19 protein-coding genes are annotated in these 26016 nt (G+C 69.6%); 7 read left to right on the top strand and 12 right to left on the bottom strand.

The window, feature by feature from the left end:
* Positions 1–74: 74 nt before the first annotated feature.
* From PcP3B5_RS16160 to PcP3B5_RS16135, 6 genes are all read right to left on the bottom strand, one after another.
* Entirely contained in the window at positions 75–1685 is a 1611-nt protein-coding gene (locus tag PcP3B5_RS16160) for a WS/DGAT/MGAT family O-acyltransferase (protein WP_237143042.1), read from the bottom strand.
* A 130-nt stretch (positions 1686–1815) separates the two neighbouring features.
* Positions 1816–2619, bottom strand: a complete 804-nt coding sequence (locus PcP3B5_RS16155; protein ID WP_058073126.1) for a lipase family alpha/beta hydrolase — start codon at positions 2617–2619, stop codon at positions 1816–1818.
* A 34-nt stretch (positions 2620–2653) separates the two neighbouring features.
* Complete coding sequence (locus PcP3B5_RS16150) at positions 2654–4354, bottom strand: long-chain-fatty-acid--CoA ligase (RefSeq protein ID WP_082816345.1); 1701 nt, start codon at positions 4352–4354, stop codon at positions 2654–2656.
* A gap of 1184 nt (positions 4355–5538) precedes the next feature.
* On the bottom strand, positions 5539–5841 hold the full coding sequence (locus tag PcP3B5_RS16145) for a Dabb family protein (RefSeq protein WP_009622317.1): 303 nt from the start codon (positions 5839–5841) through the stop codon (positions 5539–5541).
* Positions 5838–6818 (bottom strand): 2-hydroxyacid dehydrogenase, encoded by a 981-nt coding sequence (locus PcP3B5_RS16140; RefSeq protein ID WP_061561848.1) that lies wholly within the window; start codon positions 6816–6818, stop codon positions 5838–5840. The genes PcP3B5_RS16145 and PcP3B5_RS16140 overlap by 4 nt, the downstream gene beginning before the upstream one ends.
* 10 nt (positions 6819–6828) lie before the next feature.
* Positions 6829–7596, bottom strand: coding sequence for a class II aldolase/adducin family protein (locus PcP3B5_RS16135; protein ID WP_009622313.1), 768 nt, complete (start codon positions 7594–7596; stop codon positions 6829–6831).
* A gap of 221 nt (positions 7597–7817) precedes the next feature.
* Here PcP3B5_RS16135 and PcP3B5_RS16130 point away from each other — a divergent pair, with 221 nt between their 5' ends.
* Positions 7818–8537 carry a Crp/Fnr family transcriptional regulator gene (locus PcP3B5_RS16130; protein ID WP_009622312.1) on the top strand — a complete coding sequence of 240 codons (720 nt, stop codon included), beginning with the start codon at positions 7818–7820 and terminating at the stop codon, positions 8535–8537.
* A 10-nt stretch (positions 8538–8547) separates the two neighbouring features.
* On the opposite strand, the gene PcP3B5_RS16125 is transcribed toward PcP3B5_RS16130, so the two are convergent.
* From PcP3B5_RS16125 to PcP3B5_RS16105, 5 genes are all read right to left on the bottom strand, one after another.
* Complete coding sequence (locus tag PcP3B5_RS16125) at positions 8548–10668, bottom strand: PQQ-dependent dehydrogenase, methanol/ethanol family (RefSeq protein ID WP_082816344.1); 2121 nt, start codon at positions 10666–10668, stop codon at positions 8548–8550.
* Positions 10669–10790: 122 nt separating this feature from the next.
* Positions 10791–12239: an aldehyde dehydrogenase family protein gene (locus PcP3B5_RS16120; RefSeq protein ID WP_058070922.1), complete on the bottom strand. Its 1449-nt coding sequence runs from the start codon at positions 12237–12239 to the stop codon at positions 10791–10793.
* Positions 12236–13459, bottom strand: coding sequence for an alpha-hydroxy acid oxidase (locus PcP3B5_RS16115; protein WP_058070921.1), 1224 nt, complete (start codon positions 13457–13459; stop codon positions 12236–12238). Before PcP3B5_RS16115 ends, PcP3B5_RS16120 begins: the two co-directional genes overlap by 4 nt.
* On the bottom strand, positions 13456–14850 hold the full coding sequence (locus PcP3B5_RS16110) for an FAD-binding oxidoreductase (RefSeq protein ID WP_203228499.1): 1395 nt from the start codon (positions 14848–14850) through the stop codon (positions 13456–13458). Before PcP3B5_RS16110 ends, PcP3B5_RS16115 begins: the two co-directional genes overlap by 4 nt.
* A gap of 13 nt (positions 14851–14863) precedes the next feature.
* On the bottom strand, positions 14864–18373 hold the full coding sequence (locus PcP3B5_RS16105; RefSeq protein WP_061561845.1) for an indolepyruvate ferredoxin oxidoreductase family protein: 3510 nt from the start codon (positions 18371–18373) through the stop codon (positions 14864–14866).
* Between the two features lie 179 nt (positions 18374–18552).
* On the opposite strand from PcP3B5_RS16105, the gene PcP3B5_RS16100 reads away from it, so the two are divergent.
* Positions 18553–19263: a Crp/Fnr family transcriptional regulator gene (locus PcP3B5_RS16100; RefSeq protein ID WP_061561844.1), complete on the top strand. Its 711-nt coding sequence runs from the start codon at positions 18553–18555 to the stop codon at positions 19261–19263.
* Between the two features lie 4 nt (positions 19264–19267).
* On the opposite strand, the gene PcP3B5_RS16095 is transcribed toward PcP3B5_RS16100, so the two are convergent.
* Positions 19268–20227 (bottom strand): AraC family transcriptional regulator ligand-binding domain-containing protein, encoded by a 960-nt coding sequence (locus PcP3B5_RS16095; protein ID WP_061561843.1) that lies wholly within the window; start codon positions 20225–20227, stop codon positions 19268–19270.
* 111 nt (positions 20228–20338) lie between these two features.
* Between PcP3B5_RS16095 and PcP3B5_RS16090 the strand changes: the two genes are divergently transcribed.
* The 5 genes from PcP3B5_RS16090 (at position 20339) to PcP3B5_RS16070 (ending at position 26015) form a co-directional block, all read left to right on the top strand.
* On the top strand, positions 20339–21943 hold the full coding sequence (locus tag PcP3B5_RS16090; protein ID WP_082656907.1) for an arylsulfatase: 1605 nt from the start codon (positions 20339–20341) through the stop codon (positions 21941–21943).
* A gap of 84 nt (positions 21944–22027) precedes the next feature.
* The gene (locus tag PcP3B5_RS16085) at positions 22028–22561 is read left to right on the top strand and encodes a 2,4'-dihydroxyacetophenone dioxygenase family protein (RefSeq protein ID WP_009622303.1); all 534 of its coding nucleotides are present in this window, start codon (positions 22028–22030) and stop codon (positions 22559–22561) included.
* Position 22562: 1 nt separating this feature from the next.
* On the top strand, positions 22563–23603 hold the full coding sequence (locus PcP3B5_RS16080) for an NAD-dependent epimerase/dehydratase family protein (RefSeq protein ID WP_009622302.1): 1041 nt from the start codon (positions 22563–22565) through the stop codon (positions 23601–23603).
* Positions 23600–24424 (top strand): SDR family NAD(P)-dependent oxidoreductase, encoded by an 825-nt coding sequence (locus PcP3B5_RS16075; RefSeq protein ID WP_058070916.1) that lies wholly within the window; start codon positions 23600–23602, stop codon positions 24422–24424. Before PcP3B5_RS16080 ends, PcP3B5_RS16075 begins: the two co-directional genes overlap by 4 nt.
* Positions 24425–24488: 64 nt before the next feature.
* Complete coding sequence (locus tag PcP3B5_RS16070) at positions 24489–26015, top strand: DUF1254 domain-containing protein (RefSeq protein ID WP_135499929.1); 1527 nt, start codon at positions 24489–24491, stop codon at positions 26013–26015.
* Position 26016: the final 1 nt, after the last annotated feature.

Genomic DNA, 26016 nt, shown 5'->3' with positions numbered 1-26016 from the left:
GGGGTCTACCGCGGGTTACCGGCCGCCGCCACGGGGCCCTCGTGGGGCCGCCGCGCGGCGGGCCGGCGCCGGGATCACTGGACCTGTGTGGCTTCGGCCGCTGCCGGCTGCGGCGCGGGGCTGGGCTGTTGCGCCGCGGCGCCGTTCGCCTTGCGCCGCGGCGGGGCCGCCGGCCGGGCCTTGGGCAGCGCCTTGGCGGGGTTCCCGGCCTTGGCTGCCGGTTTGTCTGCGGCTTCGCCCTGCTTGCTGGCGACGGCCTTGGCGGCGGCGCTGTGCTTCTGGCTGGCCGGCTTGTCGCCGCCCTTGTCCTGCGCTGCCGCGGCGGCCTTTTTGCGCGCCAGTTCGAGCAGGCGGCGGTGTTCGGCCAGCAGGTGGTCGCCCAGGTCGTTGAGGTCCGGCAGGGCGCGGCGGCAGGCGATCAGGCCGTAGTCCAGGCGGTCGTGGTAGCTGGTCACGGTGACGTTCAGCGCCATGCCGTGGGAGGGGATGGACACCGGGTAGTAGCACAGCACCTTGGCGCCGGCGAAGTACAGCTGGGCGGGGATGCCGGTGACGTTGGAGATCACCAGGTTGGCCGGCGGCGGCATCCAGTTGGCCAGGCGCGAGCGGCCATACATGGCGGCCATGCCGGAGAGCAGCCAGGGCGCGGCGAAGATCGGGAAGTCCATGGGGATGGCCGAGCGGAACTTGTTCATCGCCGCCTTGCGCTGCGTCGAGGAGGCGTTGATGCGCTGCAGGCGCTGCAGCGGGTCGGCCTCGTCGGTGGCCAGGTCGACCACCAGCATGCTCACCTGGTTGTTGGCGGTGTCGTCGCCGGGGGCGCGCAGGCTCACCGGCGCGGCGGCGGTCAGGGGCTTCTCCGGCAGCTCGCCGCTGGCCTTGAGGTAGCGGCGCAGGGCGCCGGAGACGGTGGCCATGACCACGTCGTTGAAGCTCACGTCCAGTTGGCGCGCCATGTCCTTGATCTCGGCCAGGGGCACGGTGCGCCCGGCGAAGCTGCGCTGGTTGGTGATGGCCACGTTCAGCGGGGTGCGCGGGGCCAGCAGCTTGCGCGGGTCGAGGCTGCGCCAGTTGCGCAGGTTGCCGTCACCGATCACCGGCAGCATGCTGCGCCCGGCGCGCAGCATGTCCGGCAGCATCTTCGCCAGCTTGACGTACTGGCGGCCGGCATTGCCGATGGCCGCCCCGGCCAGTTCGGCGACGCCGAGCTGGTACTGGTTGCGCCGCAGCCTGGGCTGCGCCGGCGGGATGACGCGGCCGCTGGGCACGTCGTCGAACAGCGAGCGGACCAGCTCGATGCCGGCCTGGCCGTCGACGTTGGCGTGGTGCACCTTGGCGTACAGCGCCACTTCGCCGCTGCGCAGGCCGTCGATGATGGTGACTTCCCACAGCGGCCGGCTGCGGTCGAGCAGGCTGGCGTGGCTGCGCGCCACGGCCTGCTGCAGCTGGCGGTTGCTGCCCGGCTTGGACAGGGTGATGTGGCGGATGTGGTGCTCCAGGTCCAGCTGTTCGTCTTCCACCCACACCGGGTCGGACAGGTCGAAGGGCATGAACGCCAGCTTGCGGGTGAAGACCGTGGCCAGGTGCAGGCGCCCGGTCAGGTACTGCTTGACCTCCTCGAAGAAGTCGCCGTCATAGCCCTCGGGGAGTTGCAGCACATGCAGCGAACCGACGTGTGTGGGCATCTCGGCCGATTCCATGTGTAGGAACAAGGCGTCCATCCCGCTCAAATGTTTCATTGCATCACCAACCTTCGTTCTTGTCGTTGCAGGGAAAGTACTCGCAAGGCCCATTGCCGCCGGGCCGGTGTTCCCCTCAGCGCCGGGGGGCGTGGAAGGGATAGAGCGCGCGCTTCAGGCCACGCGGCCGGAACTTCCGCCACTGGTCCTGCGCTTGCGCCAGGCGGTCGCCGATGGCGTACCAGACCAGTGGGTGTACGCCCAGGCCGATATGGCTGGCGCAGTTGACTTCGATGTTGTCGGTCAGGCGCCCCCGGCGCTCGACGCTGCCGCCCCAGCCGACGATGCCGTCGGCGCGGCTGTAGATGGAGGTGGTGGGCACCGGCGGCGCCTCTTCGCCACGCTCCTCGCTCTCGCGATTGAAGCTGCGCACCAGGCGGTACAGCTCCCAGGCGTTGGTGCTGGTCTGCGGCGGGCCGTACAGCGGGCTGCCGAGGGTGATCACCTGGCGCACGCTGGCGGGCATGGCGCGGGCCAGTTCGCGGGCGAAGATGCCGCCCAGGCTCCAGCCGATCAGGCTGACCTTGCGCCCGGACGTCTCGTGCAGCTCCTGCAACTGCGCCAGCAGGCGCTCGACCACGCCACGGCTGGGGCCGCGGTTGAGGCCCTGGCCCCAACCGTGGGTGTCGTAGCCGCGGTTGTCGAGGAAGCGCCGCAGGGGCAGGGTGGTGCAGTCGTTGGCCATCAGCCCGGGCAGCACCAGCACGCTGTGGCCATCGCCGCGCGGCACGTTGAGCAGCAGCCAGGGCATGGCCGCCGGGATCGAGGCCCATTCCAGCAGGGCGCGCGACTCCAGCGCCCAGAGCATGGGCGAGGGGCGGCGCTCCACCGGGTGCCGGCGGAAGGGGGCGGTGAGGGACTCGTAGAAAGCGGCGGGCATGATGGCGGTTTCCTTGTACGGGGGTACTACGGGTTCAGTTACCGGCGCTCGCTTGAGCGGCGGCGATTTCGTCCTTGAGCAGCTTCTTGGACAGTTTGCCCACGGCGGTCTTGGGCAGGTCGGCGCGGATTTCCAGGGCCTGCACCATCTCGTGCTTGCCCAGGCGGTCCTTGAGGAAGTCCTTGAGCGCGTCGAGGTCGAAGGCCGCGTGGCCGGGGCGCAGCTTGACGTAGGCCTTGGGCGACTGGCCGCGGTAGGCGTCGGGGATGCCCAGGACCATGACTTCCTCCACCGCCGGGTGGGCGTAGATGGCCTCCTCGATCACCCGCGGGTAGACGTTGAAGCCGCCGCACAGGAGCATGTCCTTGGTGCGGTCGACGATGTAGATGTAGCCGTCCGCGTCCATGTAGCCGACGTCGCCGGTGCGGAAGTAGCCGTCGTGGGTGAAGGACTCGGCGCTGGCCTGGGGGTTGTTCCAGTAGCCGCGCATGATGTTCGGCCCGCGGATGGCCAGTTCGCCGTTCTGCCCCGGCGGCACCTTGCGCCCGGGGTCCTCCAGGTCGAGGAAGCAGATGTCCACGCCGATGTGCGGCACGCCGCAGGAGCCGGCCTGGGGCCGCTCGGCGGGGGTGAAGGTGCCGCCGGTGCAGGTCTCGGTCATGCCCCAGCCCTCGGTGATCTGGCAACCGGTCAGGGCCTTGAACTGCTGCATCAGCTCCACCGGCAGCGGGGCGCCGCCGGAGGCGCAGATCTTCAGGCAGCGCAGGTCGTACTCGCTGACCTGCGGGTGGCTGAGCAGGGCGGTGAACATGGTCGGCACGCCGGGGAAGCAGCTCACCCGGTTGTCGTGGATGTCGCGCAATACGGCGCCGGCGTCGAAGCGCGTGTGCAGGCGCATTTCGGCGCCCGCGGCCACCGGGAACAGCAGGCAGCCGACCATGGCGTAGACGTGGAACAGCGGCAGCACCACCAGGATGCTCTCGCGGCCTTCGTGCAGGCGCTGGTCGTTGTCGACGTTGATCATCATCACCTGGGCCGCGGCGGCGCCGAGGTTGGCGTGGGTCAGCATGGCGCCCTTGGGCAGGCCGGTGGTGCCGCCGGTGTACTGCAGCACGGCCAGGGCCTCGTCCAGCGGCGGCAGGGCGTGGGGCTGCCAGTCGCCTTCGTTGTCCAGCAGCTGTTCGAAGGGCAGGCATTGCTCGCTGTAGTGCACCTGGGCGAGCTGGCCCTCCTGCTGCAGGCGGGCGCGGATCTCCCGCGGCTGCGCGCCGAACTCGCCCAGCGAGCCGACCACCAGGGTGTGCAGGCGGGTGCTGTCGAGCAGGCGGGCCATCAGCGGGTAGAGGCTGTTGAGGTCGAGGGTGACGAGGATGTCGGTGCGGCTGTCCTCGATCTTGTGCGCGAGCACCTCGCCGGCATCCAGCGGCGAGTAGTTCACCACGGTGCCGCCGGCGCGCAGGATGGCGAAGAAGGTGATGACGTACTGCGGCACGTTGGGCAGGTAGAGGCCGACGTGGACGCCGGGGCCGACGCCCAGGTCCTGCAGGCCCTTGGCGGCGCGGTCGATCAGCGAGGCGAGTTCGCGGTAGTCGATGTTGCGGCCCATGAAGTCGATGGCCGGGCGGTCGGCCCAGCGGCGCACCGAGTCATCGAGCATGTCCAGCACGCTGAGGCCGGAGAGGTCGGTGTTCCAGCGCACGCCGGCAGGGTATGAGCGAGTCCAGGGGGTTTGCACTTGCTGGTGTCTCCTTATTGTTTGCAAGCATGGTGAGGCTGCGGCGCTTGTATGAACTGTCCGGAATTTGCGGCTTGGAGAAAGTGCCGATGGTGGGGGCTGGCGTTCGTGCCAAAGGCTGATGAGCGGGGGCTGGAGAGGCTCTGGGGCGGGGGTTCTGGCGTGATCAGTGGCGTGGAGGGCGGGGGATTCATGGGGGTTATGGGGTGGTTGGCGTGGGGGGATAAGCAGTTGTGGTTTGAGGCTGTTGTGTCCGCCGTTCGCGTTGTGCTCCTGCAGGTTGGCGGGGGGTGTTTCCTGTAGGAGCGAGCTTGCTCGCGAATGGGGTTTGCCGGGGGCGTAGGTGCTGGGTTGAAGAGCGCCCTCTCCCCAACCCTCTCCCGCAAGCGGGAGAGGGGGCCGTTCGGAGTGGACGGGGAATCAAGAGTCATCCTGAAACTCCTCACGACCCCTGTCATTCCCGCGAACGCGGGACGCGGCTCCATCGCGAACAGCGCTTGCGCTGGCCCGAAGGGGAATAACCCAGTGACTGCTAGGTTCGCGAGCAAGCTCGCTCCTACGAAGAGCAAAAGCAAAAGCGCGTTCGCTCTTGGGGCTTCCAGAGAAACATCCGCGCACTCCGAAACGCCCCTTCAGAAGGCCGAGCGAAACCCGCGCTCAGGAGGTCATGCGACATGGATGTCGCGAGAGCCCCGATGGGCTACAGGGACGTACCCTCGGGGCGGGCCTCCGTGGCGGGGGAATTCGAGAGGGTAGCCCGGCTCCATCGGGCCCGTATGTCGGGGCAAGCCTTTTTGGTTCCTTTTGTGGCGTTTGACAAAAGGGACTCGCCCGAGGGGGCGAAACAAGACGGTTGGGCAGACTCGGTGCGGCGCAGAAACACCCAAGCCAAGGCAGCGCAAGCGCTGTTCGCGGGAATGACGAGGGTGGGAGGATTGCGCCTGACCGACGCATCGCTCAGGACAGCCCCCTCTCCCGCTTGCGGGAGAGGGTTGGGGAGAGGGCGCTCTTGCACCCGACATCCACGCCACCGGGAAACTGTTCGCGAGCAAGCTCGCTCCCAGGAAACACACCATGCCTCCCTGGACTGCAGGAGCGCGCCCTGCGCGCGAATCGCGGACGGAGTCCGCTACGGTCGACCCCTGTGCCAGGCGCCGTAGGAACGGACTCCGTCCGCGATTAACTCAGGTCTCGAAATAGAAGCTCTGGAACCGCTCCGCCAGTTGCACGGTGAGTTGCGCCGCCTGCACATGGTTGGGATGGGGCCCATAGTCCTGGGCCGCCTTGAACGACTCGAAACTGATGATCATGGCGAAGTCGAAGCTGTCGTCCGAGCCGACGCCGCCCAGGTTGGCCCGGGGGCCGAAGCGGACTTCGCTGACGCCGGGGATCTGCCGCAGGCTTTCGCAGGCGGCGGTCAGTTGGGCGATGTGTTCCAGGTTGCCCGGCTCTTTCAGCCAGGACACGACTACGCAATGCACGCTCATGGGCAGCATTCCTCTGTTGGTTGCGGGTTGATGCAGTTGCGCAGCGGCGCGCCCTGCAGGGCGTCGAGCAGGTTGTCGAAGGCCTCGAGGGTCATGCGCTTGTGCGTCTCGCGGGTGGAGGCGCCGTTGTGCGGCGACAGCACCAGGTTGGGCAGGCCGAGCAGCGCCGGGTTCACCGCCGGCTCGCCTTCGGTGACGTCCAGCCCGGCCGCCGCCAGCCGGCCTTCGCGCAGGGCCGTGGCCAGGGCGGTTTCATCCACCAGGCCGCCGCGGGCGGTGTTGATCAAGATGGCCTCGGGCTTCATCCGCGCCAGCTGCGGCGCGCCGATGATGTGGTGGGTGGCGACGCTGTAGGGCAGCTGCAGGATGAGCGCGTCGCTCTGCTCCAGCAGGCTGTCGAAGTCCAGGTAGCGCACGCCGAGCCGGACTTCTTCCTCCACCGGCAGGCGCCGCCGGTTGCAATAGGTGACGTCCATGTCGAAGCCGCGGGCGCGCTTGGTCACTTCCATGCCGATGCTGCCCAGGCCGAGGATGCCCAGTTGCTTGTGGTGCACGTCCTGGCCGAACAGCGGCGAGGAGTCGGCGCGCCAGCCGCCGCCGCGGACGAAGGCGTCGGCCTCGACGATGCGCCGGGCCGCGGCCAGCAGCAGGCCGAAGGCGAGGTCGGCGGTGGCCGCGGCGACCGCCTTGGGGGTGTTGCAGACGCGGATGCCGCGGGCCGTGCAGGCGGCCACGTCGATGTGGTCGAAGCCGGCGCTGACGGTGCTCAGCACCTTCAGGCGCGGGCAGCGCTCCAGCAGGGCGGCGTCGATGCGGTCGGCGGGCAGCACCAGGGCGTAGTCGGCCCCGCTCAGCAGCTCGCCCAGGTCATCCGGGAGGCCGCGTTCGGGCATGCGGAGCTCGGCCCTTTCGCGCAGGCTTCCCAACAGCGCATCGGGTACCTGGCGCGACAGGGCGATGCAGGGAGTGGTGTTCATCGCTGGCTCCTCAGTCGCGATAGCTGGTGTCGATGCGGTTGAGCCTGCGCAGCAGCGCCGGCCAGACGAAGTCGCCGCCCTGGCCGCCGGTCTGCTTGTCGACCACCTCGGCCACGCCGTCGATGATCTGCGGATCGACCTGCACCAGCTGGCCGCCGGCCTGGGCCGCCAGCTGGATCTGGCAGGTGGTCTCGAAGGTGTACATGTTGAGGAAGGCATCGGCGACGCTGCGGCCGACGGTGAGCAGGCCGTGGTTGCGCAGCATGAAGAACAGCTTGTTGCCCAGGTCCGCCTGCAGGCGCGGCTTCTCGTCGTCGCGCAGGGCCACGCCCTCGTAGTCGTGGTAGGCCAGCGAGGAGAGCACGAAGGTGGACTGCTGGCTGATCGGCAGCACGCCGCATTCCTGGGCGCTGACCGCGACGCCGGCGCGGGTGTGGGTGTGCAGCACGCACTGGATGTCGTGGCGCGCGGCATGGATGGCGCTATGGATGACGAAGCCGGCGCGGTTGGCGTCGTAGGGGCTGTCGATCACCTTGTTGCCGTCCTGGTCGATCTTCACCAGGTTGGAGGCGGTGATCTCGTCGAACAGCAGGCCGTAGGGGTTGATCAGGAAGTGATGCTCGGGGCCGGGGACGCGGGCGCTGATGTGGGTGAAGACCAGGTCGGTCCAGCCGAACAGGGCGACCAGCCGGTAGCACGCGGCGAGGTTGACGCGCAGTTGCCATTCTTCGTCGCTCACCTGGTCGCGGACATGGGGGAGGGCGAGTTCGTGGGCCATGGGGCATTCCTTCTTGTAGGTGTTCTTGTAGGTGTTGTGGTGGAGCGCCCGAGGCTAAGGCGTGGCGAGGTGCGGCGACTGTCCTGAATTTGACGTCCGTCCTGCTGGCGCCCGGTCGCCCCTTGCGGCCGATTGGGGGAGGCCGTCGATGCGCCTTGTGCTGGCTCGCCCGTCGGCCGAATAATGGGAGCAACGTCCCGGATTCCATGGAGCCTTCAGGCGTGACCTTCCCCTCGATGTTGTCGGAGTCCCATCTTGCCGTGCTGCTGGCCAGCCCCTGGTTCGGCGGCCTGCCGGAACAGGTTCGCGACGACATGCTGGCCCGCGCCGGCGTGCGCGCCCTGAACACCGGCCAGCAGCTGTTCCGCTGCGGCGAGCCGCCGGATGGCCTGTACATCGTGCTGCAGGGCATCATCCGCCTGAGCAACACCACCCGCGACGGCCAGGAGGCGGTGCTGAACTTCTACGAGCCGGGCAGCTGGCTGGGCGAGGTGTCGATGCTCGACCACAGCAACCGCCTGCACGACGCCCATGCCCACGAGCCCTCCCAGGTGCTGCACATCAGCCCGCTGGCCCTGGGCGAGCTGTGCGAGCGGCACCCGGCGCTGGTGCGCATGCTGCTGGACCTGGAGGTGTCGCGCCTGCGCGCCATGCTGGTGGCCTTCTCCGCCTTTTCCACGCAGTCGCTGGAGCAGCGCCTGGCCGGGCGCCTGCTGGGGCTGAGCGAGTCCTTCGGGACGAAGGAGGCGCAGGGGGTGGCCCTGGACCTGCGGCTGTCCCAGGAGTCCATGGCGCAGCTCATCGGCGCCACCCGCCAGCGCGTCAACCAGGTGCTCAAGCAGTGGGAGCAGCAGGGCCTGATCCGCCAGCGCTACGGCCAGCTCCTGCTGCTGCGCCCGGACGCCCTGCAGACGCTGGCCCAGGAGCGGCCGGACCGCTAGCCCAGCGACCCTAGGTGCCCGATAGCGGCTGGCCCGCGGCCTGCAGTTCGGCGCGCCGGTCGTGGGCGCGCTCGATCAGGTAGGCGCGGATCTGCTCCACCTGCTCCGGCGCCAGCCGCCCGGCGAACGGCGGCATGCCGCGGCCGGCCCGCGCGCCGGCGACGATGCTCTGGAAGTCCTTGTGCGTCTGCGCCGTCATGTAGCGCAGGTCGGGAATCACGTTGGCACTGAAGGCGCCCAGGCCGTGGCACACCCCGCAGTGCTCGCGGAACAGCTGGTCGCCGGCCGCCACCGTGGCCGCGTCGGCGCTCAGCGGCGGCGGTTCGGGCAGTACGAGGGCGCGCCGCCTGACCTCGGGCATGGGCGCGTTGCCGCCGAGCCTGAAGGTGAACACCCGGGCGTCGGGCACGGTGCGCGTGCGTTCGGACAGGGCGCCGAGGGTGATCGGGTAGGCGCCGCCCCAGCCGCTGCTGAAGGTCACGTACTGCTCGCCGTCCACGCTGTAGGTGATGGGCGCGGCCACCACGCCGCTGCTGACTTCGCGCTGCCAGAGCAGCTTGCCGCTGTCGGCCGCGTAGGCCAGCAGGCGGCCATCGTGGGTGCCCTGGAACACCAGGTTGCCGGCGGTGGCCAGGGTGCCGCCGTTGGCGATCTGCGCGTAGGGCACCGACCAGGCTTCCTTCTGCCGCAGCGGGTCCCAGGCCTGCAGCTTGCCGGTGTAGATCCGTGCGAATTCGTCGATGCTCTTCTTGTCCCTGGGCATCGGCGGCAGCTCTACCCCGGAGTTCCACTGGCCCTTGGCGGGTATGTCGATCTTCGCCTTCGGGTGGAGGATGTCGGCCGTCGATTGCGTGGGGATGTAGACCAGGCCGGTCTTCGGGCTGTAGCTCATCGGGTGCCAGTTGTGAGCGCCCTGGGAGCCGGGGAACACCAGCTTGGTCTCGCCCTTGCTCCAGTAGTCGGCCGCCTCCAGGTCGACGATCGGCCGGCCGCTGTGCAGGTCCACGCCCTTGGCCCAGTTGACCTTGGGCGCGTACTGGGCGGCCGAGAGCAGCTTGCCCGTGGCCGCGTCCAGCACGTAGAAGAAGCCGTTCTTCGGCGCCTGCATCACCACCTTGCGCGGCTTGCCGTCGATGGCCAGGGTGGCGACCATGATGTGCTGGGTGGCGGTGTAGTCCCAGGCGTCGCCCGGCGTGGTCTGGTAGTGCCAGACGTACTGCCCGGTGTCGGGGCGGACCGCGACTATGGAGGAGAGGAACAGGTTGTCGCCCTTGCCCTGCGAGCGCTGGCCGTAGTTCCAGAAGGAGCCGTTGCCGACGCCGAGGTAGAGCAGGTCGAGCTCGGCGTCGTAGGCCATCGAGTCCCACACGGTGCCGCCGCCGCCCTGCTTCCAGTACTGGTCGCCGAACCAGGTCTTGCGGATCATGCCGATGGTGTCGGTTTCGTCGCCCTGCGCCGGGTCGCCCGGCACGGTGAAGAAGCGCCAGGCCTGCGCGCCGGTCTCGGCGTCGTAGGCGGTGACGTAGCCGCGCACGCCGAACTCGCTGCCGCCGTTGCCGATCACCACCTTGCCCTTGATGATGCGCGGGGCGCCGGTGATGGTGTAGTTGCGCGCGTGGTCGAGCACGGTGTCCACCGACCAGACGCGTTGCCCGCTGCGCGCGTCCAGCGCCTCCAGCCGGCCGTCGTAGACACCCACGTAGACCTTGCCGTTCCACACCGCCACACCGCGGTTGGCCGCGTCGCAGCAGCCCGAGCCCTGGATGCCGCGGTAGACCCCCGGGTCGTACTGCCATAGCAGCTTGCCGGTGCGCGCGTCCAGGGCGTGGACGATGCTGTAGGCGCTGGTGGTGTACATCACGCCGTCCACCACCAGGGGCGTGGCCTCGACCACGCGGTCCAGCCCGAACCCGTAGTCCCAGGCTAGGCCCAGCTGCCCCACGTTCTGCTCGTTGACCTGCTCCAGCGGCGAATAGCGCTGCTCGCCGTAGGTGCGGCCGGTGCTCATCCAGTTGCCGGGCTCGCTGTCTGCGGCAGTCAGGCGCTGGGCGTCGACCGCCGCCGGGCCGCCCGCCCAGGCCAGCGGAGCCGCGAGCAGCAGCGCCGCCCCGGTATTCCAAGGTGCTTTCATGCTGGGTTCCCCCATGGTGCCGCCAGCGGCGGCGCGTTTCGGGCGAGGCTCAGTGCGCAGGACGGTGCCCCGGCGGCAGGCCGCCGCCGGGGCCGGCCGTCAGGCGTGACGCGCTGTGCAGGTCACGGCTCCAGCCCTAGCGCAGCTGCCACCTGCGGATAGGCCACCGTGTCGATCAACTGGCGCGTGGCGGCGCCGTAGGGCGGCGTGATCAGCTCGAAGCTGCCGCCGGCGCGGCGCTCGTAGAAGCCGCGCGGGTTGGAGAACTCGCGGAAGCCTTCCTCGCCGTGGTGCCGGCCCATGCCGCTGGCGCCCACCCCGCCGAAGCCCATGGACGCCAGCGCGCCCTGCATCACGGCGATGTTGAAGCACACGCCGCCCGAGCGGGTGCGCGTGGCGATCGCCTGGCGCAGCGCCGGGTCGTCGCTGAAGAGGTAGATGCCCAGCGGCGTGTCGCCCTGGTTGATGCGCGCGATGAGGTCGTCGGTGCTCTTGTAGGTCTGCACCGGCAGGATCGGGCCGAAGATTTCCTCGCGCACCACCTGGGCGTCGTCGCGCGGGTTGACCACGATGTGGAAGGGCATGTCGCGGGCGCCGGCATCCATCTCGCGGCCGATGCGGATCACCTGGTCGCTCTTGTCCTGGGCGTCCTCCAGCAGGCGTTGCAGGCGCTCGACGTGGCGCTGGTTGATGATGCCGCTGGCGCTGCTGGCGCCGTTGTCGTGGCCGAAGCTGTGCTGCATCACTTCGCTCAAGGCCTTCACGAAGTCCTGCAGGCCCTCCTCGGGCACCAGCAGGTGGTCGACGGTGATGCACAACTGGCCGCGCTTGATGGCCTTGATGCCGGCGATGGCCGCCAGCGTCTGCGCGTCGCCGAGCTTGTCGCGGCCGACGATGGTGGGGTTGCGCCCGCCCAGTTCGAGGGTGACCGGCACCAGGTTCTCGGCGCAGCGCTTCATGATCTCGCGGCCCACCGCGGTGCCGCCGGTGAACAGCAGGTGGTCCCAGGGCAGCGTGGCGCAGTGCCGGGCCAGTTCCAGGTCGCCGTTGACCACCGCGACCTCGTCCTCGGCGAAGTAGGCCGCGAACATTTCCTGCAGCAGGGCGCCGCTGTTGGGCGTGAGGTCCGAGGGCTTGAGGATCACCCGGTTGCCGGCGCCGAGCATGTCGATGAGCGGGCCGATGCCGACGTCGAAGGGGAAGTTCCACGCCGCCATGTTGCACACCACGCCCTTGGGGCTGTACTGCACGTAGGCCAGCGACTCGCCCTGGGTGGCGGGGTCGACCGGCTTGGCGATGGGCTTCATCCACTGCTGGACGTTGGCGCAGTCGAAGCGCACGCGCTCGACCATCGACAGGATTTCGGTGAGGTCCGCCGCCGCGCCCGAATGGCTGCCGAAGTCCGCCACCAGCGCTTCGTGGATCCTGGCGCGGTAGTTGTACATCATCGGCACGATGCGCGACATGCGCTCGATGCGCGTCTCGGCGCTGGGGAACATGTCCTGGGCGAAGGCCGCTTTCTGCAGCGCGAACAGGCGCTCCAGGCGCTGGATGGGGGTTTGCGTGGTCATGACAGGTCTCCGGTGGGTAGCCGCGCGTCCCGTCCCGGATGGAGCGGGCCGTGCGGGAGGGCGCTGGCCCCCGGCCAGGGGCACGGGGGCAGCAGGATGCTCGGGCCGACGGCCTCGATGTCGGTGTGGCCGCAGAAGGCCATGCTCAGGCTCAGTTCGTTGTGGATGATCTCCAGCGTGCGGCTCACGCCGGCCTCGCCGAGGGCGCCCAGGCCGTAGACGAAGGCGCGCCCCAGCAGGCAGCCGCGCGCGCCAAGGGCGCGGGCGCGGAGCACGTCCTGGCCGCTGCGGATGCCGCCGTCCATCCAGACTTCGGTCTGCGCGCCGACCGCCTCGACTATCGGCGGCAGCGCGCGGATGCTCGACTGGGTGCCGTCGAGCTGGCGCCCGCCGTGGTTGCTGACCACGATGGCGTCGGCGCCGTGGGCCACGGCGTTGCGCGCGTCGTCGACGTCCTGGATGCCCTTGAGCAGCAGCGGGCCATCCCACCAGCGGCGGATTTCGGCGACGTCGGCCCAGTTCAGCGACGGGTCCAGCTCGCCGCCGCGCCAGCGCGCCATGTCGGCCATGCTGTCGATGCCGGGCGCGTGGCCGACCACGTTGCCGAACGCGCGCCGCGGCGTGCCGGCCATGCCCAGCGCCCAGCGCGGGTGCCTGGCCACGTCGAGCAGCTGGCGCAGGTTCATGCGCGAGGGATCGGTCAGGCCGTTCTTCAGGTCCTTGTGGCGCTGGCCCACCAGCGACAGGTCGAGGGTCAGCACCAGCGCCGTGCAGCCGGCGGCCCTGGCGCGCTCGACCAGGCGCCGGGCGAAGGCGCGGTCGCGCATCACGTAGAGCTGGAACCAGAAGCCGGGGCCGGCGTGTTCGGCCACGTCCTCGATGGAGCAGATGCTCATGGTGGACAGCGTGAAGGGCACGCCGAAGGCCCGCGCCGCCCGTGCCGCGAGGATTTCGCCGTCGGCGTGCTGCATGCCCAGCGCGCCCACCGGGGCGAGCGCCAGCGGCATGGACAGGCGCTGGCCGAGCAGCGTGGTGGCGGTGCTGCGCCGGTCGATGTCGATGGCCACGCGCTGGCGCAGCAGCAACTGCTGCAGGTCGGCCTGGTTGGCGCGGTAGGTGCTCTCGGTCCAGGAGCCCGAGTCGGCGTAGTCGTAGAACATCCGCGGCACGCGGCGCTGGGCCAGGGCACGCAGGTCCTCGATGCAGGTGATGCAGGTCATGGCGCGCCGCCGTCGAGCAGCTTGCCCGGGTTGAGGATGCCGGCGGGGTCCAGCGCGCGCTTGATCGCGCCCATCAGCGCGCGTTCCTGCGGGCTGCGGGTGATCGACAGCCAGGGCTTCTTCTCCAGCCCGATGCCGTGCTCGGCCGATACCGAGCCGCCGCGCGCCCGCAGTTCCGCGTAGACCAGCGCCTCGATGCGCGGCTTGAACCGTTCGAGGTCGGCGTGGGGCAGGGTGACGACCAGGTGCAGGTTGCCGTCGCCCAGGTGGCCGAACACGTAGAGCCAGTGCGCCTTGGCTTCCGCGAGCAGCAGCTGCTGCACCTGGCGCACGTAGCCGTCCATCTCGGCGATCGGCAGGGAGATGTCGAAGCCCAGCGGCATGCCGTGCCGCATCACCTGTTCCACGTCGTCGCGCAGCGTCCAGAAGGCCTGCGCATCGGCGTCGGAGCGGGCGAGCACCGCGTCGCTCAGCAGCCCTTGCTCCAGGGCCGCTTCGAGCGCGGCCTCGAAGCGCTGGCCGTCGGCTTCGCGCTGGCTGCCCTGGGCCTCGACCAGCACGTAGAAGGGGTGCTCCTGGCCCAGCGGCGGCAGGCTCCTGGCCGGCGGCGTGGTCACCAGGCGGTAGAAGGACTGCCACATCACCTCGAAGGACGACAGCGAGCCGCCCAGCGCGCGGTCCATGTGGCGCAGCAGCCTGGCCACGGCATCGAAGCCCGGCGCCGCCAGCAGCGCGGTGTGGCTGGCCAGCGGCTTCTCGCGCAGGCGCAGCACCAGGCGGGTGATCACCCCCAGGGTGCCTTCGCTGCCGATGAACAGCTGCTTGAGGTCGTAGCCGGTGTTGTTCTTGATCAGCGGGCGCAGGGACGACACCACGGTGCCGTCGGCCAGCACGGCCTCCAGCCCCAGCACCATGTCGCGGGTCATGCCGTAGCGCAGCACGCGGGTGCCGCCGGCGTTGGTGGCGGCGGTGCCGCCCAGGGTGGCGCTGCCGCGCGCGCCCAGGTCCAGCGGGTAGAGCAGGCCCTGGGCCTCCACGGCTTCCTGCAGGGCCTGCAGGGTGACGCCGGCCTGTACGGTGGCGGTGCGTTGTTGCGGGTCGATGGCCTCGATGGCGCGCATGCGCTCCAGCGACAGGATGATCTCGCCGGGCCCGGCGTCGGCGCCGCGCACCAGGCCGGTCAGGCCGCCTTGCGGCACCACCGGCAGCTGGCGCTGGTGGCACCAGCGCAGCACGGCGGCGACTTCCCCGGTGCTGGCCGGGCGCACCAGCGCCCGCGCCCGCAGGTGGTCGGCGCGCAAGGCGCCGGCCGAACGGCTGGCGAGATCGGCCGCGCAGAGCACGCCGTTGTCGCCGACGATGGCGCGCAGCGCCTCGACTATGGGGTCCATATGCAATCGTCTCCTAGCGGGGAGCGGCGGGCGCTCGGGCGGTGTCGTGCAGCGAGGCCCTGAGCTGCGCGCGTTCCTTTTCCACCTGCTCGACGTGGCGCTGGCGCACGTGGCCATAGCCGCGGATCTTCTCCGGCAGCGAAGCCAGGGCGACGGCGGTGTCGAGGTTGCCGGCATCGAGGGTGGCGATCAGCCCGTCGATCTCCCGCTCGTACTCGGCCAGCAGGCGCAGCGCGAGCCGGCGTTCGGCGCTGTTGCGGAAGGGGTCGAGGAGGGTGCCGCGCAGGCTCTTGCAGTGCTTGAGCAGGCCGAAGGCCTTCAGCAGCCAGGACCCGACTTCCTTCTTGTACGGCTTGCCGTGCTGGTCCAGGCCGCCGAAGGGCCAGGCGCCGACGTTGAAGTGGACCTTGTAGTCGCCCTCGAACACGGCATCGAGTTCTTGCATGAAGGTGGCGGAAGCATAGAGGCGGGCTACTTCGAACTCGTCCTTGATCGCCAGCAGCTTGAAGTAGTAGCGCGCCACCGCTGTGCTGAAGCGCTCGCCCAGGCCCTGCCCGCGCTCGGCCGCCATGGCGCGGTCCACCAGGGCCTTGTAGCGCCGGGCATAGGCCTTGTTCTGGTACTCGGCCAGGTAGGCCATGGAGCGCTGGACGATGGCCTCGAGGGACATGTCGATGCGCGGCGCGGGGGCGACCGGCTTGCCGGCGCAGGCGGCCCGTTCCACCGCCTGCAGGTCGACCGCCGCGCGGCGGCCCCAGAGGAAGCTCGCCTTGTTGAAATCGACCTGCACGGCGTTGAGTTCCAGCGCGCGCATGATGGCCGCGTGGGACAGCGGCACGCTGCCCAGCTGCCAGGCCGCGCCGAGCATGAACATGTTGGCGGCAATGCTGTCGCCCATCAGCTGCGCGGCGATGCGCAGGCCCTCCATGGCCAGCAACTGGCCGTCGCCGCAGCGCTGGCGGATGCGCTCGACCAGCGCGCCGGCATCCATCTTCCAGTCGGGGTTGCGCGCGAAGTCGCTGGTGGGCACCAGGTCGCTCGCCACTATCACCCGCGTGCGGCCGGGGCGCACGCGCAGCAAGGCCTCGTCGCCGGCGGTCACCACCAGGTCGCAGCCCACTATGGTGTCGGCTTCGGCCGTGGCGATGCGCGTGGCATGCAGCCGCTGCGCATCGGCGGCGATGCGCACGTGGGACATCACCGCGCCGTACTTCTGCGCAAGGCCGGTGACGTCCAGCACCGAGACCGCCAGCCCCTCGATGTGCGCGGCCATGCCGAGCACCTGGCCGATGGTGACCACGCCGGTGCCGCCGACGCCGGTGATCAGCAGCGAGAACTCGCCGGCGAGCGCCGGCAGCGCCGGTTCCGCGATGGCCGGAAAGTCCGCCGCGGCCACGCCCGCGGTGCGCGTCTTGCGCAGCCTGCCGCCGTGCACGGTGACGAAGCTCGGGCAGAAGCCCTCGACGCAGGAGTAGTCCTTGTTGCACGAACTCTGGTTGATCTTGCGCTTGCGCCCGAAGGGGGTTTCCAGCGGTTCGATGGACAGGCAGTTGGAGGCCCTGGAGCAGTCGCCACAGCCCTCGCAGACGGCCGCGTTGATGAAGCTGCGCTTGGCCGGGTCGGCCCACTTGCCGCGCTTGCGCAGGCGCCGGCGCTCGGTGGCGCAGGGCTGGTCGTAGACGATCACCGACACCCCTTCGATCTCGCGGCAGCGCAGCATCACCGCGTCGAGTTCGGTGCGGTGCAGCAGCGGCACGCCGGCCGGCAGGCTGCCGGCGGGGTGCTTGGCCAGGTCGTCGGTCAGCACGAAGATGTGCCGGACGCCCTCGGCCATCAGCTCGGTGACCACCTGCGGCACCGTCAGCTCGCCGTCGATGGGCTGGCCGCCGGTCATGGAGACGAAGCCGTTGAACAGCACCTTGTAGGTCATGTTGGCCTTGGCCGCGATGGCCTGGCGGATGGCCAGGAAGCCGGAATGGAAGTAGGTGCCGTCGCCGATATTGACGAATACGTGCTTTTCCCGGGTGAAGCGGTGCTGGCCCAGCCAGTGCATGCCTTCGCCGCCCATCTGGGCGAACATCGGCGGCGTCTTGACCGGGTCGTGCAGCACGGCCATGGCGTGGCAGCCGATGCCGACCATGGCCCGCGAGCCGTCGGGCACCTGGGTCGAGCGGTTGTGCGGGCAGCCCGAGCAGAAGCCGGGGTTGCGGTTGGGCGCGGCCGGGTCGGGCAGGCCGGGCAGTTTGTTGGTGGCCGGCGGCAGCGCCATGTCGGGCAACTCGGGGTGCAGCTTGCGCAGTTGCCCGTGGATGGCGTGCATGACCTGCGTCGGCGACAGCTCGCCCCAGCCTTGCAGCACAGCCTCGCCATGCTCGGGGGCGAAGGCCTGGGCCGCTTCGTATTTACCGGCCACGCGCGGGTGGTTGGGCAGCGCCAGGTCATAGAGGATGCCCTTGACCTGGTCTTCGAGGATGCCGCGCTTTTCCTCGACCACCAGGATGGCGTCCAGCCCGTCGGCGAATTCGCGGACGAACTGCGGGTCCAGCGGCCAGATCAGCCCGGCCTTGCCGATGCGCAGGCCCAGCTCGCGCTGGCGCGCCTCGTCCAGGCCCATCCCGGCCAGGGCCTGCAGCACGTCCTGGTACGACTTGCCGGCCGACAGCACGCCGAGCCGGGCGCCGGGCACCTCCTGCAACAGGTGGTTGAGGCGGTTGGCGCGGGCATAGGCCACGGCCGCCGGCAGCCGGTGGTTGACCAGGCGCTCCTCGCCCATCAGCGGGATGTCGAAGGTGCGGATGTTCAGGCCCTGGGGCCCCAGGTGCGGGGCAACCTGCAGCTCGGGCAGGACGATGCGCGGCGAGTCGGGGCCGACGCGCACCGAGCCGCCGCCCTCGACCACGTCGTTGTGCACCTTGAAGCCCACGGCGCAGCCGCAGAAGCGGCTCATGGCGAAGCCGTGCAGGCCCAGGTCGAGCAGTTCCTGGGTGTTCGACGGGTAGAGGATCGGCAGGCCGGCGGCGATGAAGATCGGGTCGGAGAAATTGATGACCGAGGAGGACTTGACGCCGTGGTCGTCGCCGGCGATGGCCAGCACGCCACCGTGCTTGTGGGTGCCGGCGCTGCCCAGGTGGCGCATGGCGTCGGCGCTGCGGTCGGTGCCCGGGCCCTTGCCGTACCAGATACCGAATACGCCGTCCACGCTCGAACCGGGCAGCAGGCCGACGTACTGCGAGCCCCACACCGCGGTGATCGCCAGGTCCTCGTTGACCCCCGGCATGAAGTGGATATTGTTGGCCTCCAGGCGCGCCTGCTGGGCCCACAGCTCCATGTCGTAGCGGCCCAGCGGCGAGCCGCGGTAGCCGGAGATGAAGCCGCCGGTATCCAGGCCCGCGGCCTGGTCGCGCCAGCGCTGCTGCAACGGGAGGCGCGACAGGGCCTGGGTGCCGGTGAGGTAGATCCAGCCCTCGCGGGTTTCGAACTTGTCGTCGAGGCTGACGCTCGGGTGGGGCAGAGGGGCGTTCATCACGGTGTCTCCTGCTTATTCTTGTTCTGGCGTCTCTCGCGGAGTACAAGCGGCGGGGGCGGGCAGGGCATGCCCGCCGGGCGGCTCATGGCGCCACGGCGATCGTTGGAAAATAGTGCGGCGCGATACCGCGGGAGACTGTTAGGTATTTGCAATGCGAGGACGCTGTAGGAGTACTCATGACTACCCCTTCCGAGGTATCGGCAAGCCACCTGCGGACGCTGCTGGGCAACCCCTCGTTCGCCCTGCTGCCGGCGGAGGTGCGCGACGAGGTCCTGGCCCACGGCCGGCAACGCCGGCTGGCGGCCGGGCAGCGGCTGTTCCGCCGTGGCGACAGGGCCGATGGGCTGTACATAGTGCTGGAGGGCTCGCTGCGCCTGAGCGGCACTTCCCGGGATGGGCTGGAGGCGGTGCTGAACTTCTACGAGCCGGGCTGCTGGGTCGGCCTGGTGTCGCTGCTCGATGGCCAGCCGCGCATCCATGATGCCCAGGCGGCCATGCCGTCCCTGGTGCTGCAGCTCACCCCGGCGGACGTCGAAAGCCTGATCGGCCGGCATCCCGCCTTCGCGCGCTTTTTGCTGCACCTGCAAAGTTCGATGCTGCGCGCGTTGCTGGTCGGCTTCGAGGCCTTTTCCACCCAGTCGCTGGAACAGCGCCTGGCCAGCCGCCTGCTGGCGCTGGCCGCGGCCTTCGGCTCGGCCAACGCCGATGGCGGGCTGGCCATCGAGCTGCGCCTGTCCCAGGAGACCCTGGCGCTGCTGCTGGGCAGCACCCGCCAGCGGGTCAGCCAGTTGCTGAAGAAGTGGGGCCAGGACGGCATTATCGAGCAGAAGTACGGCTGCATCGTGGTGCTCGACCGGGGCCGGCTGGAGGCGCTGGCCCGGGCATGAGGCTTCAGCCTTCCTGGCACTCCTGCCAGCGCTTGCGCGCGCGCAGGTAGGCGGCGGTGTCGGCGTAGCCGAGGCGGGCGGCGATGCGTTCGCGGTCCAGGCCCTGCAGCTCCAGGTACTGCTCAAGCTCCGTGCGCACCGCGGCCAGCACCTGGCGGTAGCCCAGGTCCTGCTCCAGCAGGCGCCGGCGCAGGGTGCGCGGGGTCATGTGCAGCGCCGCGGCGGCGCTCTCCAGGCTGGGCGCGGCGCCGCTTTCCAGCTCGCCGCGGATGTGCCGCGCCACCCGCGCGGCGGCCCCGCTGAACTGCTGCAGGCGCGCCAGGCGCTGTTCCAGGCCGCTGACGATCAGCTCCACCAGCACCGGGTGGTGGCCGCGCATCGGCACCTCCAGCACGCGACTGTCGAAGACCAGGCGGGTGCGTTCGCAACCGAACTGCAGGTTCGGCCCGAACCACTCCCGGTACTGCGCATGGTAGGGCGGCCGCGGGTAGGCGAACTCGGCGCGTAGCGGCAGCACGGGTTCGACGCAGCCTTCGCGCATCTGCGTCATGGTCATGGCCAGGGCATGTTCGCTGTAGTGCCGGCGCAGGCGCTCCGAGGCCTCTATCTGCACCTCCAGCGCCACCTCGCCTGCGGCTTCGACGATGCGCAGGCGATCGAGGTCCGAGCCCAGGTGGGCGAAGCGCTGCCAGTAGCGCAGGGCCTCGCCGACGTTGGCGCAGCACAGCGTCAGGGGCACCAGCACGAAACGCTCCCTGGGCAGGAAATGGCTGAACAGGTGCAGGCCGACGGCCGGATCGATGTGCGCCGCGCGTTGCCATAGCTGCTCCAGCTGCGTCCGGTCGAATTCCTCGGCTTCGCTGTGCTCGCTGAGGAAGCGCGCCAGCACCCGGCCCATGGCGCCGCGGTGCCGCGGCTGGACCGGCGTGGCCACTTTGGTTCGGTTTTTGTCCTCTTCGGGCATGTTCGCCAGCGTCCTCTTGCCGTTTCATGTGACCGTTCGAGCGTGCTGTCTCGCCCTGCCGATCGATGACCAGACACGCCTGCCGTTGATGATAAACCGAGAACGAGAAACATGATCCTTACCTGTCTGCCTCGCTTCGCCGCGACATTAGCCGCGCCGCTGCTGCTCCTTGGTCTGTCGATATTGGGCGGCGCCGCCCAGGCGGCGGAAAAACCCAACATCGTGGTGATCTTCGGTGACGACATCGGCATGTGGAACCTCAGCGCCTACAGCCGTGGCGCCATGGGCTATCGCACGCCGAACATCGACAGCATCGCCAAGGCCGGCGCCATCTTCAGCGACCACTACGCCCAGCCCAGCTGCACCGCCGGGCGCGCCGCCTTCATCACCGGCCAGCTGCCGATCCGCTCGGGCATGACCACCGTCAGCCAGCCGGGCGGGCTGCTGGGCCTCAAGCCGCAGACCGTGACCCTGGCCGAGGTGCTCAAGACCCAGGGCTACACCAGTGGCCAGTTCGGCAAGAACCACCTGGGCGACCGCAACGAGTACCTGCCGACGGTGCACGGCTTCGACGAGTTCTTCGGCAACCTCTACCACCTCAACACCGAGGAGGAGCCGGAGGACATCGACTACCCGACCGACCCCAACTTCAAGAAGCGTTACGGCCCGCGCGGCGTGCTGCACTGCTATGCCACCGACAGCGAGACGCCCGGCGAGGACCCGCGCTTCGGCAAGTGGGGCAGGCAGCGCTGCGAGGATACCGGCGCGCTGACGCGCAAGCGCATGGAAACCGTGGACCAGGAGCTGATCCAGGCCTCGTTCAAGTTCATGGACAAGGCCGTGGCGCAGAAGAAGCCGTTCTTCGCCTGGATCAACACCACGCGCATGCACGTCTTCACCCACACGCCGAACCAGTACCTGGAGCGCTGCAAGCAGTTCACCAGCGGCGAGGACGAACACTGCGCCGGCATGCTGCAGCACGACGAGGACGTCGGCACGGTGCTGAAGAAGCTCGACGACCTGGGCATCGCCGACAACACCATCGTCATCTACTCCACCGACAACGGCCCGGAGCACGAGACCTACCCGTTCGGCGGCACCAGCCCCTACCGCAGCACCAAGATGACCACTTGGGAAGGCGGCGTGCGCGTGCCGATGATGGTGCGCTGGCCGGGGCACATCCCGGCGGGCGAGGAGCTCAATGGCATCCAGTCCCACGAGGACCTGTTCACCACCCTGGCGTCGGCCGCCGGCATGCCCGACGTGCGCGAGCGCCTGGCCAAGGGCGACGACCTGGGCACCGGCGTGGTGAAGAAGAACTACATCGACGGCCTCGACAACCTGGCCTACTGGGAAGGCAAGACCGACCAGTCGGCGCGCCACGAGATCTTCTACTACGCCGAGAGCCGCCTGCAGGCCGTGCGCCTGGACCAGTGGAAGGCGCACTTCTACACCCGCGACGGCTACTACGGCAGCACCAAGACCCTGGAGATGCCCTGGTTGTTCAACATCCGCCAGGACCCCTTCGAGAGCTACGACCAGGCGCCCGGCCCGCGCGCCAACCTGCTGCAGAAGAAGACCTACGTGTTCAACCGGATGACCGACGCCATAGTCGCGCACCTGAAGACCTTCAAGGACTTCCCGCCGGCGCAGAAGGGCGTGTCGCTGAGCTTCGACCAGCTCAAGGAACAGATCACCAAGTCCGCCGAGAAATGATCTTGCCGGGCGGCCGCGAGCGGTCGCCCGGCATACCCGTGCGCCAGCGCGCGCCCATAACAACAAGATTGGAGTTCTACCCCGATGAGTCAGCTCAGTCCCGCCGCCATGCAAGTCTTCGCTGCCATGCAGAACGCTCCGGTGGTGTCCCGTGACCACGCCCGCGAAGCGATCCTGCTGCTGGAAGACGACCTGCCCTGGGTCGCCCTGCCCGACGGTTCCACCATCCAGCTGCTGCACGTGGACCTGAACCAGAACCTGTGGATCAACCGCACCCGCATGAAGCCGGGCTTCGGCGTCGACACCCACTACCACACCGGCCCGGTGTTCGCCGTCACCCTGCAGGGCGAGTGGTTCTACCGCGAATACCCGGACAAGGTGAACAAGGCCGGTTCCTACCTCTACGAGCCGGCGCATTCGCTGCACACCCTGTGCGTGGCCGAAGACGCCAGCGAGATCGCCGACGTCTGGTTCGCCATCTTCGGCAGCAACGTCGACATCGACGAGAAGGGCGACGTCATCCGCATCCTCGACGCCAAGACCGCCCTGGCCGTCTACCGCGCGCTGTGCGCGGCCGAAGGCAAGAGCTGCGACAAGCTGATCGTGCTCGGTGAGTGAGATGAGCCGGTTGCAGAGCGCATTCGTCACCGGCGCCGGCGGCTTCATCGGCCGCCACCTGGTGCGCCAGCTGCTGGCCGAGCAGGTGGCCGTGGTCGCCCTGATGATGCCCGGCGAACCCGTGCCGGCGGAGTGGGGCGACAGGGTCCGCATCGTGGTCGGCGACGTGCGCCGGCTGCTCGAACTGCGCGAGCAGATCGGCCCGGTGGACGCCATCTTCCACCTGGCCGCGGTGGTCAGCGACTGGGGCAGCACCCAGTCCCACGTGGAAGTGACCGTCAAGGGCACCGAGCACGCCATCGAACTGGCCCTGGGCTGGGACGCGCACTTCGTGGTGACCACCAGCGTCTGCGCCTTCGCCAGCGCCCTGGCCAAGGGCCGGCTGAGCGAGGGCAGCCCGGTCGGCGTGCCGTCGTCGGCCTATGAGTTCTGCAAGCAGGAACAGGAGCGCGTCACCCGCGAGGGCGTGGCGCGCGGGCTCAAGGGCACCATCGTGCGGCCGGCCAACGTCTTCGGCGTCGGCAGCATGCCCTGGGTGAACTCGCTGGTGCAGGTGCTGCGCGAAGGCGCGCCCTGCCTGCTGGGCTCCGGCGACTGGGACGCCGGGCTGGTGCACGTGAACAACCTGGTGGCGCTGCTGATCGCCGCCGCGCGCTCGGAGTACGTGCACGGCGATGTGTTCATCGCCGCCGACGGCTTCGGCGTGACCTGGAAGACCTACCTGGAGGCCCTGGCCAAGGCCGCGCAGACGCCGCCGCCGAAAAGCCTGCCGAACTGGCTGGCGCGCTTCATGGCCAGCGCCCTGGAGTGGTGGGGGCATCTGCGCAAGCAGACGCAGCGTCCGCACCTGACGCGGCAGACCTTCCGCCTGATGGGCGGGCCCAACGAGTTCGCCATCGACAAGGCCCGGCGCCTGCTCGGCTACCGGCCGCCGGTGAGCTTCGAGGCGGCCATGGCGGAGCTGACCGAGCATTTCCGCACACAGCGCCAGGCGTCGGCAGGCGCCGCCGGTGCAACAGCAGGACTGGAGAGCCAGGCATGAGTCAGTGGACCCACGGCACGCCGCGCGTCGCCTTCATTTCCGGCGCCGGCAGCGGCATCGGCCTGCAGATCGCCAAGGCCCTGGTGGGCGAGGGCACCAGCGTGGCGCTGTTCGACCTGCGGGTGGACGAGAACGTGCTCGCCGAGCTGCGCGGCCTGTGCCGGCAGCCGCAACAGAAGGTCGAGGCCTTCATCGTCGACATCACCCGCGCCGCCGAGGTGGACGCGGCGGTGGATGCCGCCGCAACCAAGTTGGGCGCGCCGGACTTCGCCTTCAATTCCGCCGGCATCCTGCGCACCGCGCTGTTCACCGAGCTGCCGGCGGACACCTTCGAGCTGGTGGTGCGTATCAACCTGATCGGCAGCCGCAACTTCGCCGCCGGCGTGCTGCGCTACATGCAGCGGGGCAGCCACCTGGTGCTGGTGGCCTCGCTGTCGGGAGTCATCGGCGGCTACACCCAGGCCGCCTACTGCGCCTCCAAGTTCGGCGTGGTGGGCCTGGCCGAGGTCCTGCGCCTGGAGCAGAAGCCGCGCGGCATCGACGTCTCCGTGGTGTGCCCCGGCGAGATCGCCACGCCCCTGCTGAGCTACGAGCGCCAGCACGGCAGCAAGGTCACCGAGGCGCTCAACGCCACCGCCGGTGTGCTGACGGTGGAGGAGGCCGTGGCCGGCATCCTCGCCGGGCTGCGCAAGCGCGAATTCATGATCACCCCGGGCCTGCGCGCCCGGCTGCTGCGCGGCATGGCGCGCAAGACCAGCGCGCTGCTGCGCTGGCTCACCGACCAGACCCTCGCCAAGGCGCTGCAGGCCGAGCGCCGCTGAGCCGCGCCGGCCGCGGCTGGGGCCGTGGCCGGCGACCCGTCCGTCATTTCCAGGGGAGCCACCCATGTCGCGTAGAACTCTGATGATGCCGCTGTTGCTGGCCCTGGCCCTGCAGGGCCAGGCGGCCGAGTCCGTCACCACGGAACCGGTGGGCGGGCAACCCGCCGCGGGGGAAAAGCCCTCGGTGAGCGACTTCGACTACCAGGTGAAGTACCAGCGCGCCTTCGAGGCGGTGCTCTGGTCGCTGCCCAGGGTGCAGACCCAGGGCGGGCGGGAGGCCACCCTCGGCGGGCTCGGCATCAAGGACAACGACATAGTCGCCATGTCCGGCACGGCCACGCCCAAGTTCGAGACCTGGACCGCCAACAGCTCCACGCCCTACGTCTTCGCCTATTCCGACCTCAAGCGCGAGCCGGTGGTGCTGGAGGTGCCGCCGGCCGGCCCGGACGGCAGCCTCTACGGCCAGGTGGTGGACGCCTGGCAGCGGACCATCGCCGACATCGGCCCCTCCGGCATCGACGCCGGCCGCGGCGACAAGCTGCTGCTCACCGGCCCGGACTTCAAGGGCACGGTGCCGGCCGGCTACCGCCAGGTGGTGTCGCCGACGCGGCGGATCGTCTTCGCCTTCCGCTCGGTGCGCGCGCCGGGCAAGAGCGCGGCGGACGCCTACGCCTATGCCAAGCGCTTGAAGATGTACTACCTGTCGCAGGCGGCCAAGCCGCCGCAGCAGCGTTTCGCCGACCCCGTGAAACAGCGCTATTCGTCCCTGCTGCCGCAGGACGAGCGCTACTTCCAGCTGCTCCACGACACCGTCACCTACGAGCCGGTGCAGCCCGAGGACAAGCACATGCTCGGCCTGCTGGCCTCGCTGGGCATCGAGCAGGGCAAGCCCTACCAGCCGGACGAGAAGACCCGCCGGGCCATGCGCCAGGCCGTGGTGGACGTCTGGTACTACCTGCAGCAGCGCTTCGACCAGCTGCCCCGGGACTATTACTACTGGGCCGACCGCCAGTACGTGCCGCTGCTGCTGCCGGACGCCAACCGCGGCTTCGGCTTCGACTACCCCGGGCGCCTCGACGTGGACGGCCGCGCCCTGGCGTTCTTCTGGTGCACCCTGGTGCCGCGGCAGGTGCCCGAGCGGCCGGCGGCCTACTACCTGATGGCCATGGCCGACAGCCAGGGCCGCCCGCTGGAGGCGGGCGCCAGCTACAGGCTGGTGGTGCCGGCCGACATGCCGGTGAAGCAGTTCTGGTCGCTGACCGTCTACGACCGCGCCACCATGGCCTTCATCTACACCCGGCAGAACCGCACCACGCTGGACTCCTACGGCCTGGACAAGATGAAGAAGAACGCCGACGGCAGCGTCACCCTCTACGTCGGCCCGCAGGCGCCCAAGGGCCTGGAGTCCAACTGGATTCCCACCGGCGGCAAGCGGCCGTTGCCGGCCCTGCGCTTCTACGGCGGCACCGACGCGCTGTTCGACAAGCAGTTCAAGATGCCCGACTTCGAGCGACTCGACGAACCGGCCGCCGCGGCCGCGCCCAGCGCCACGCCCATCGGCCTGGCGATGGGCAGCCACCTGCTGCCATGAC

Origin of the sequence: Pseudomonas citronellolis (assembly GCF_001586155.1) — a bacterium.
In the GTDB taxonomy this organism is placed as follows: domain Bacteria; phylum Pseudomonadota; class Gammaproteobacteria; order Pseudomonadales; family Pseudomonadaceae; genus Pseudomonas; species Pseudomonas citronellolis.
The sequence above is the reverse complement of the archived record's forward strand: the minus strand, read 5'-3'. Positions and strand labels throughout refer to the sequence as shown.

Bases quoted from the DNA above. Each gene is read 5' to 3' on its own strand.
- PcP3B5_RS16160 (WP_237143042.1), bottom strand. From the start codon at position 1,685: ATGCCCACACACGTCGGTTCGCTGCATGTGCTGCAACTCCCCGAGGGC.
- PcP3B5_RS16155 (WP_058073126.1), bottom strand. From the start codon at position 2,619: ATGCCCGCCGCTTTCTACGAGTCCCTCACCGCCCCCTTCCGCCGGCAC.
- PcP3B5_RS16145 (WP_009622317.1), bottom strand. From the start codon at position 5,841: ATGAGCGTGCATTGCGTAGTCGTGTCCTGGCTGAAAGAGCCGGGCAAC.
- PcP3B5_RS16140 (WP_061561848.1), bottom strand. From the start codon at position 6,818: ATGAACACCACTCCCTGCATCGCCCTGTCGCGCCAGGTACCCGATGCG.
- PcP3B5_RS16135 (WP_009622313.1), bottom strand. From the start codon at position 7,596: ATGGCCCACGAACTCGCCCTCCCCCATGTCCGCGACCAGGTGAGCGAC.
- PcP3B5_RS16125 (WP_082816344.1), bottom strand. From the start codon at position 10,668: ATGAAAGCACCTTGGAATACCGGGGCGGCGCTGCTGCTCGCGGCTCCG.
- PcP3B5_RS16120 (WP_058070922.1), bottom strand. From the start codon at position 12,239: ATGACCACGCAAACCCCCATCCAGCGCCTGGAGCGCCTGTTCGCGCTG.
- PcP3B5_RS16115 (WP_058070921.1), bottom strand. From the start codon at position 13,459: ATGACCTGCATCACCTGCATCGAGGACCTGCGTGCCCTGGCCCAGCGC.
- PcP3B5_RS16110 (WP_203228499.1), bottom strand. From the start codon at position 14,850: ATGGACCCCATAGTCGAGGCGCTGCGCGCCATCGTCGGCGACAACGGC.
- PcP3B5_RS16105 (WP_061561845.1), bottom strand. From the start codon at position 18,373: ATGAACGCCCCTCTGCCCCACCCGAGCGTCAGCCTCGACGACAAGTTC.
- PcP3B5_RS16100 (WP_061561844.1), top strand. From the start codon at position 18,553: ATGACTACCCCTTCCGAGGTATCGGCAAGCCACCTGCGGACGCTGCTG.
- PcP3B5_RS16095 (WP_061561843.1), bottom strand. From the start codon at position 20,227: ATGCCCGAAGAGGACAAAAACCGAACCAAAGTGGCCACGCCGGTCCAG.
- PcP3B5_RS16090 (WP_082656907.1), top strand. From the start codon at position 20,339: ATGATCCTTACCTGTCTGCCTCGCTTCGCCGCGACATTAGCCGCGCCG.
- PcP3B5_RS16085 (WP_009622303.1), top strand. From the start codon at position 22,028: ATGAGTCAGCTCAGTCCCGCCGCCATGCAAGTCTTCGCTGCCATGCAG.
- PcP3B5_RS16080 (WP_009622302.1), top strand. From the start codon at position 22,563: ATGAGCCGGTTGCAGAGCGCATTCGTCACCGGCGCCGGCGGCTTCATC.
- PcP3B5_RS16075 (WP_058070916.1), top strand. From the start codon at position 23,600: ATGAGTCAGTGGACCCACGGCACGCCGCGCGTCGCCTTCATTTCCGGC.
- PcP3B5_RS16070 (WP_135499929.1), top strand. From the start codon at position 24,489: ATGTCGCGTAGAACTCTGATGATGCCGCTGTTGCTGGCCCTGGCCCTG.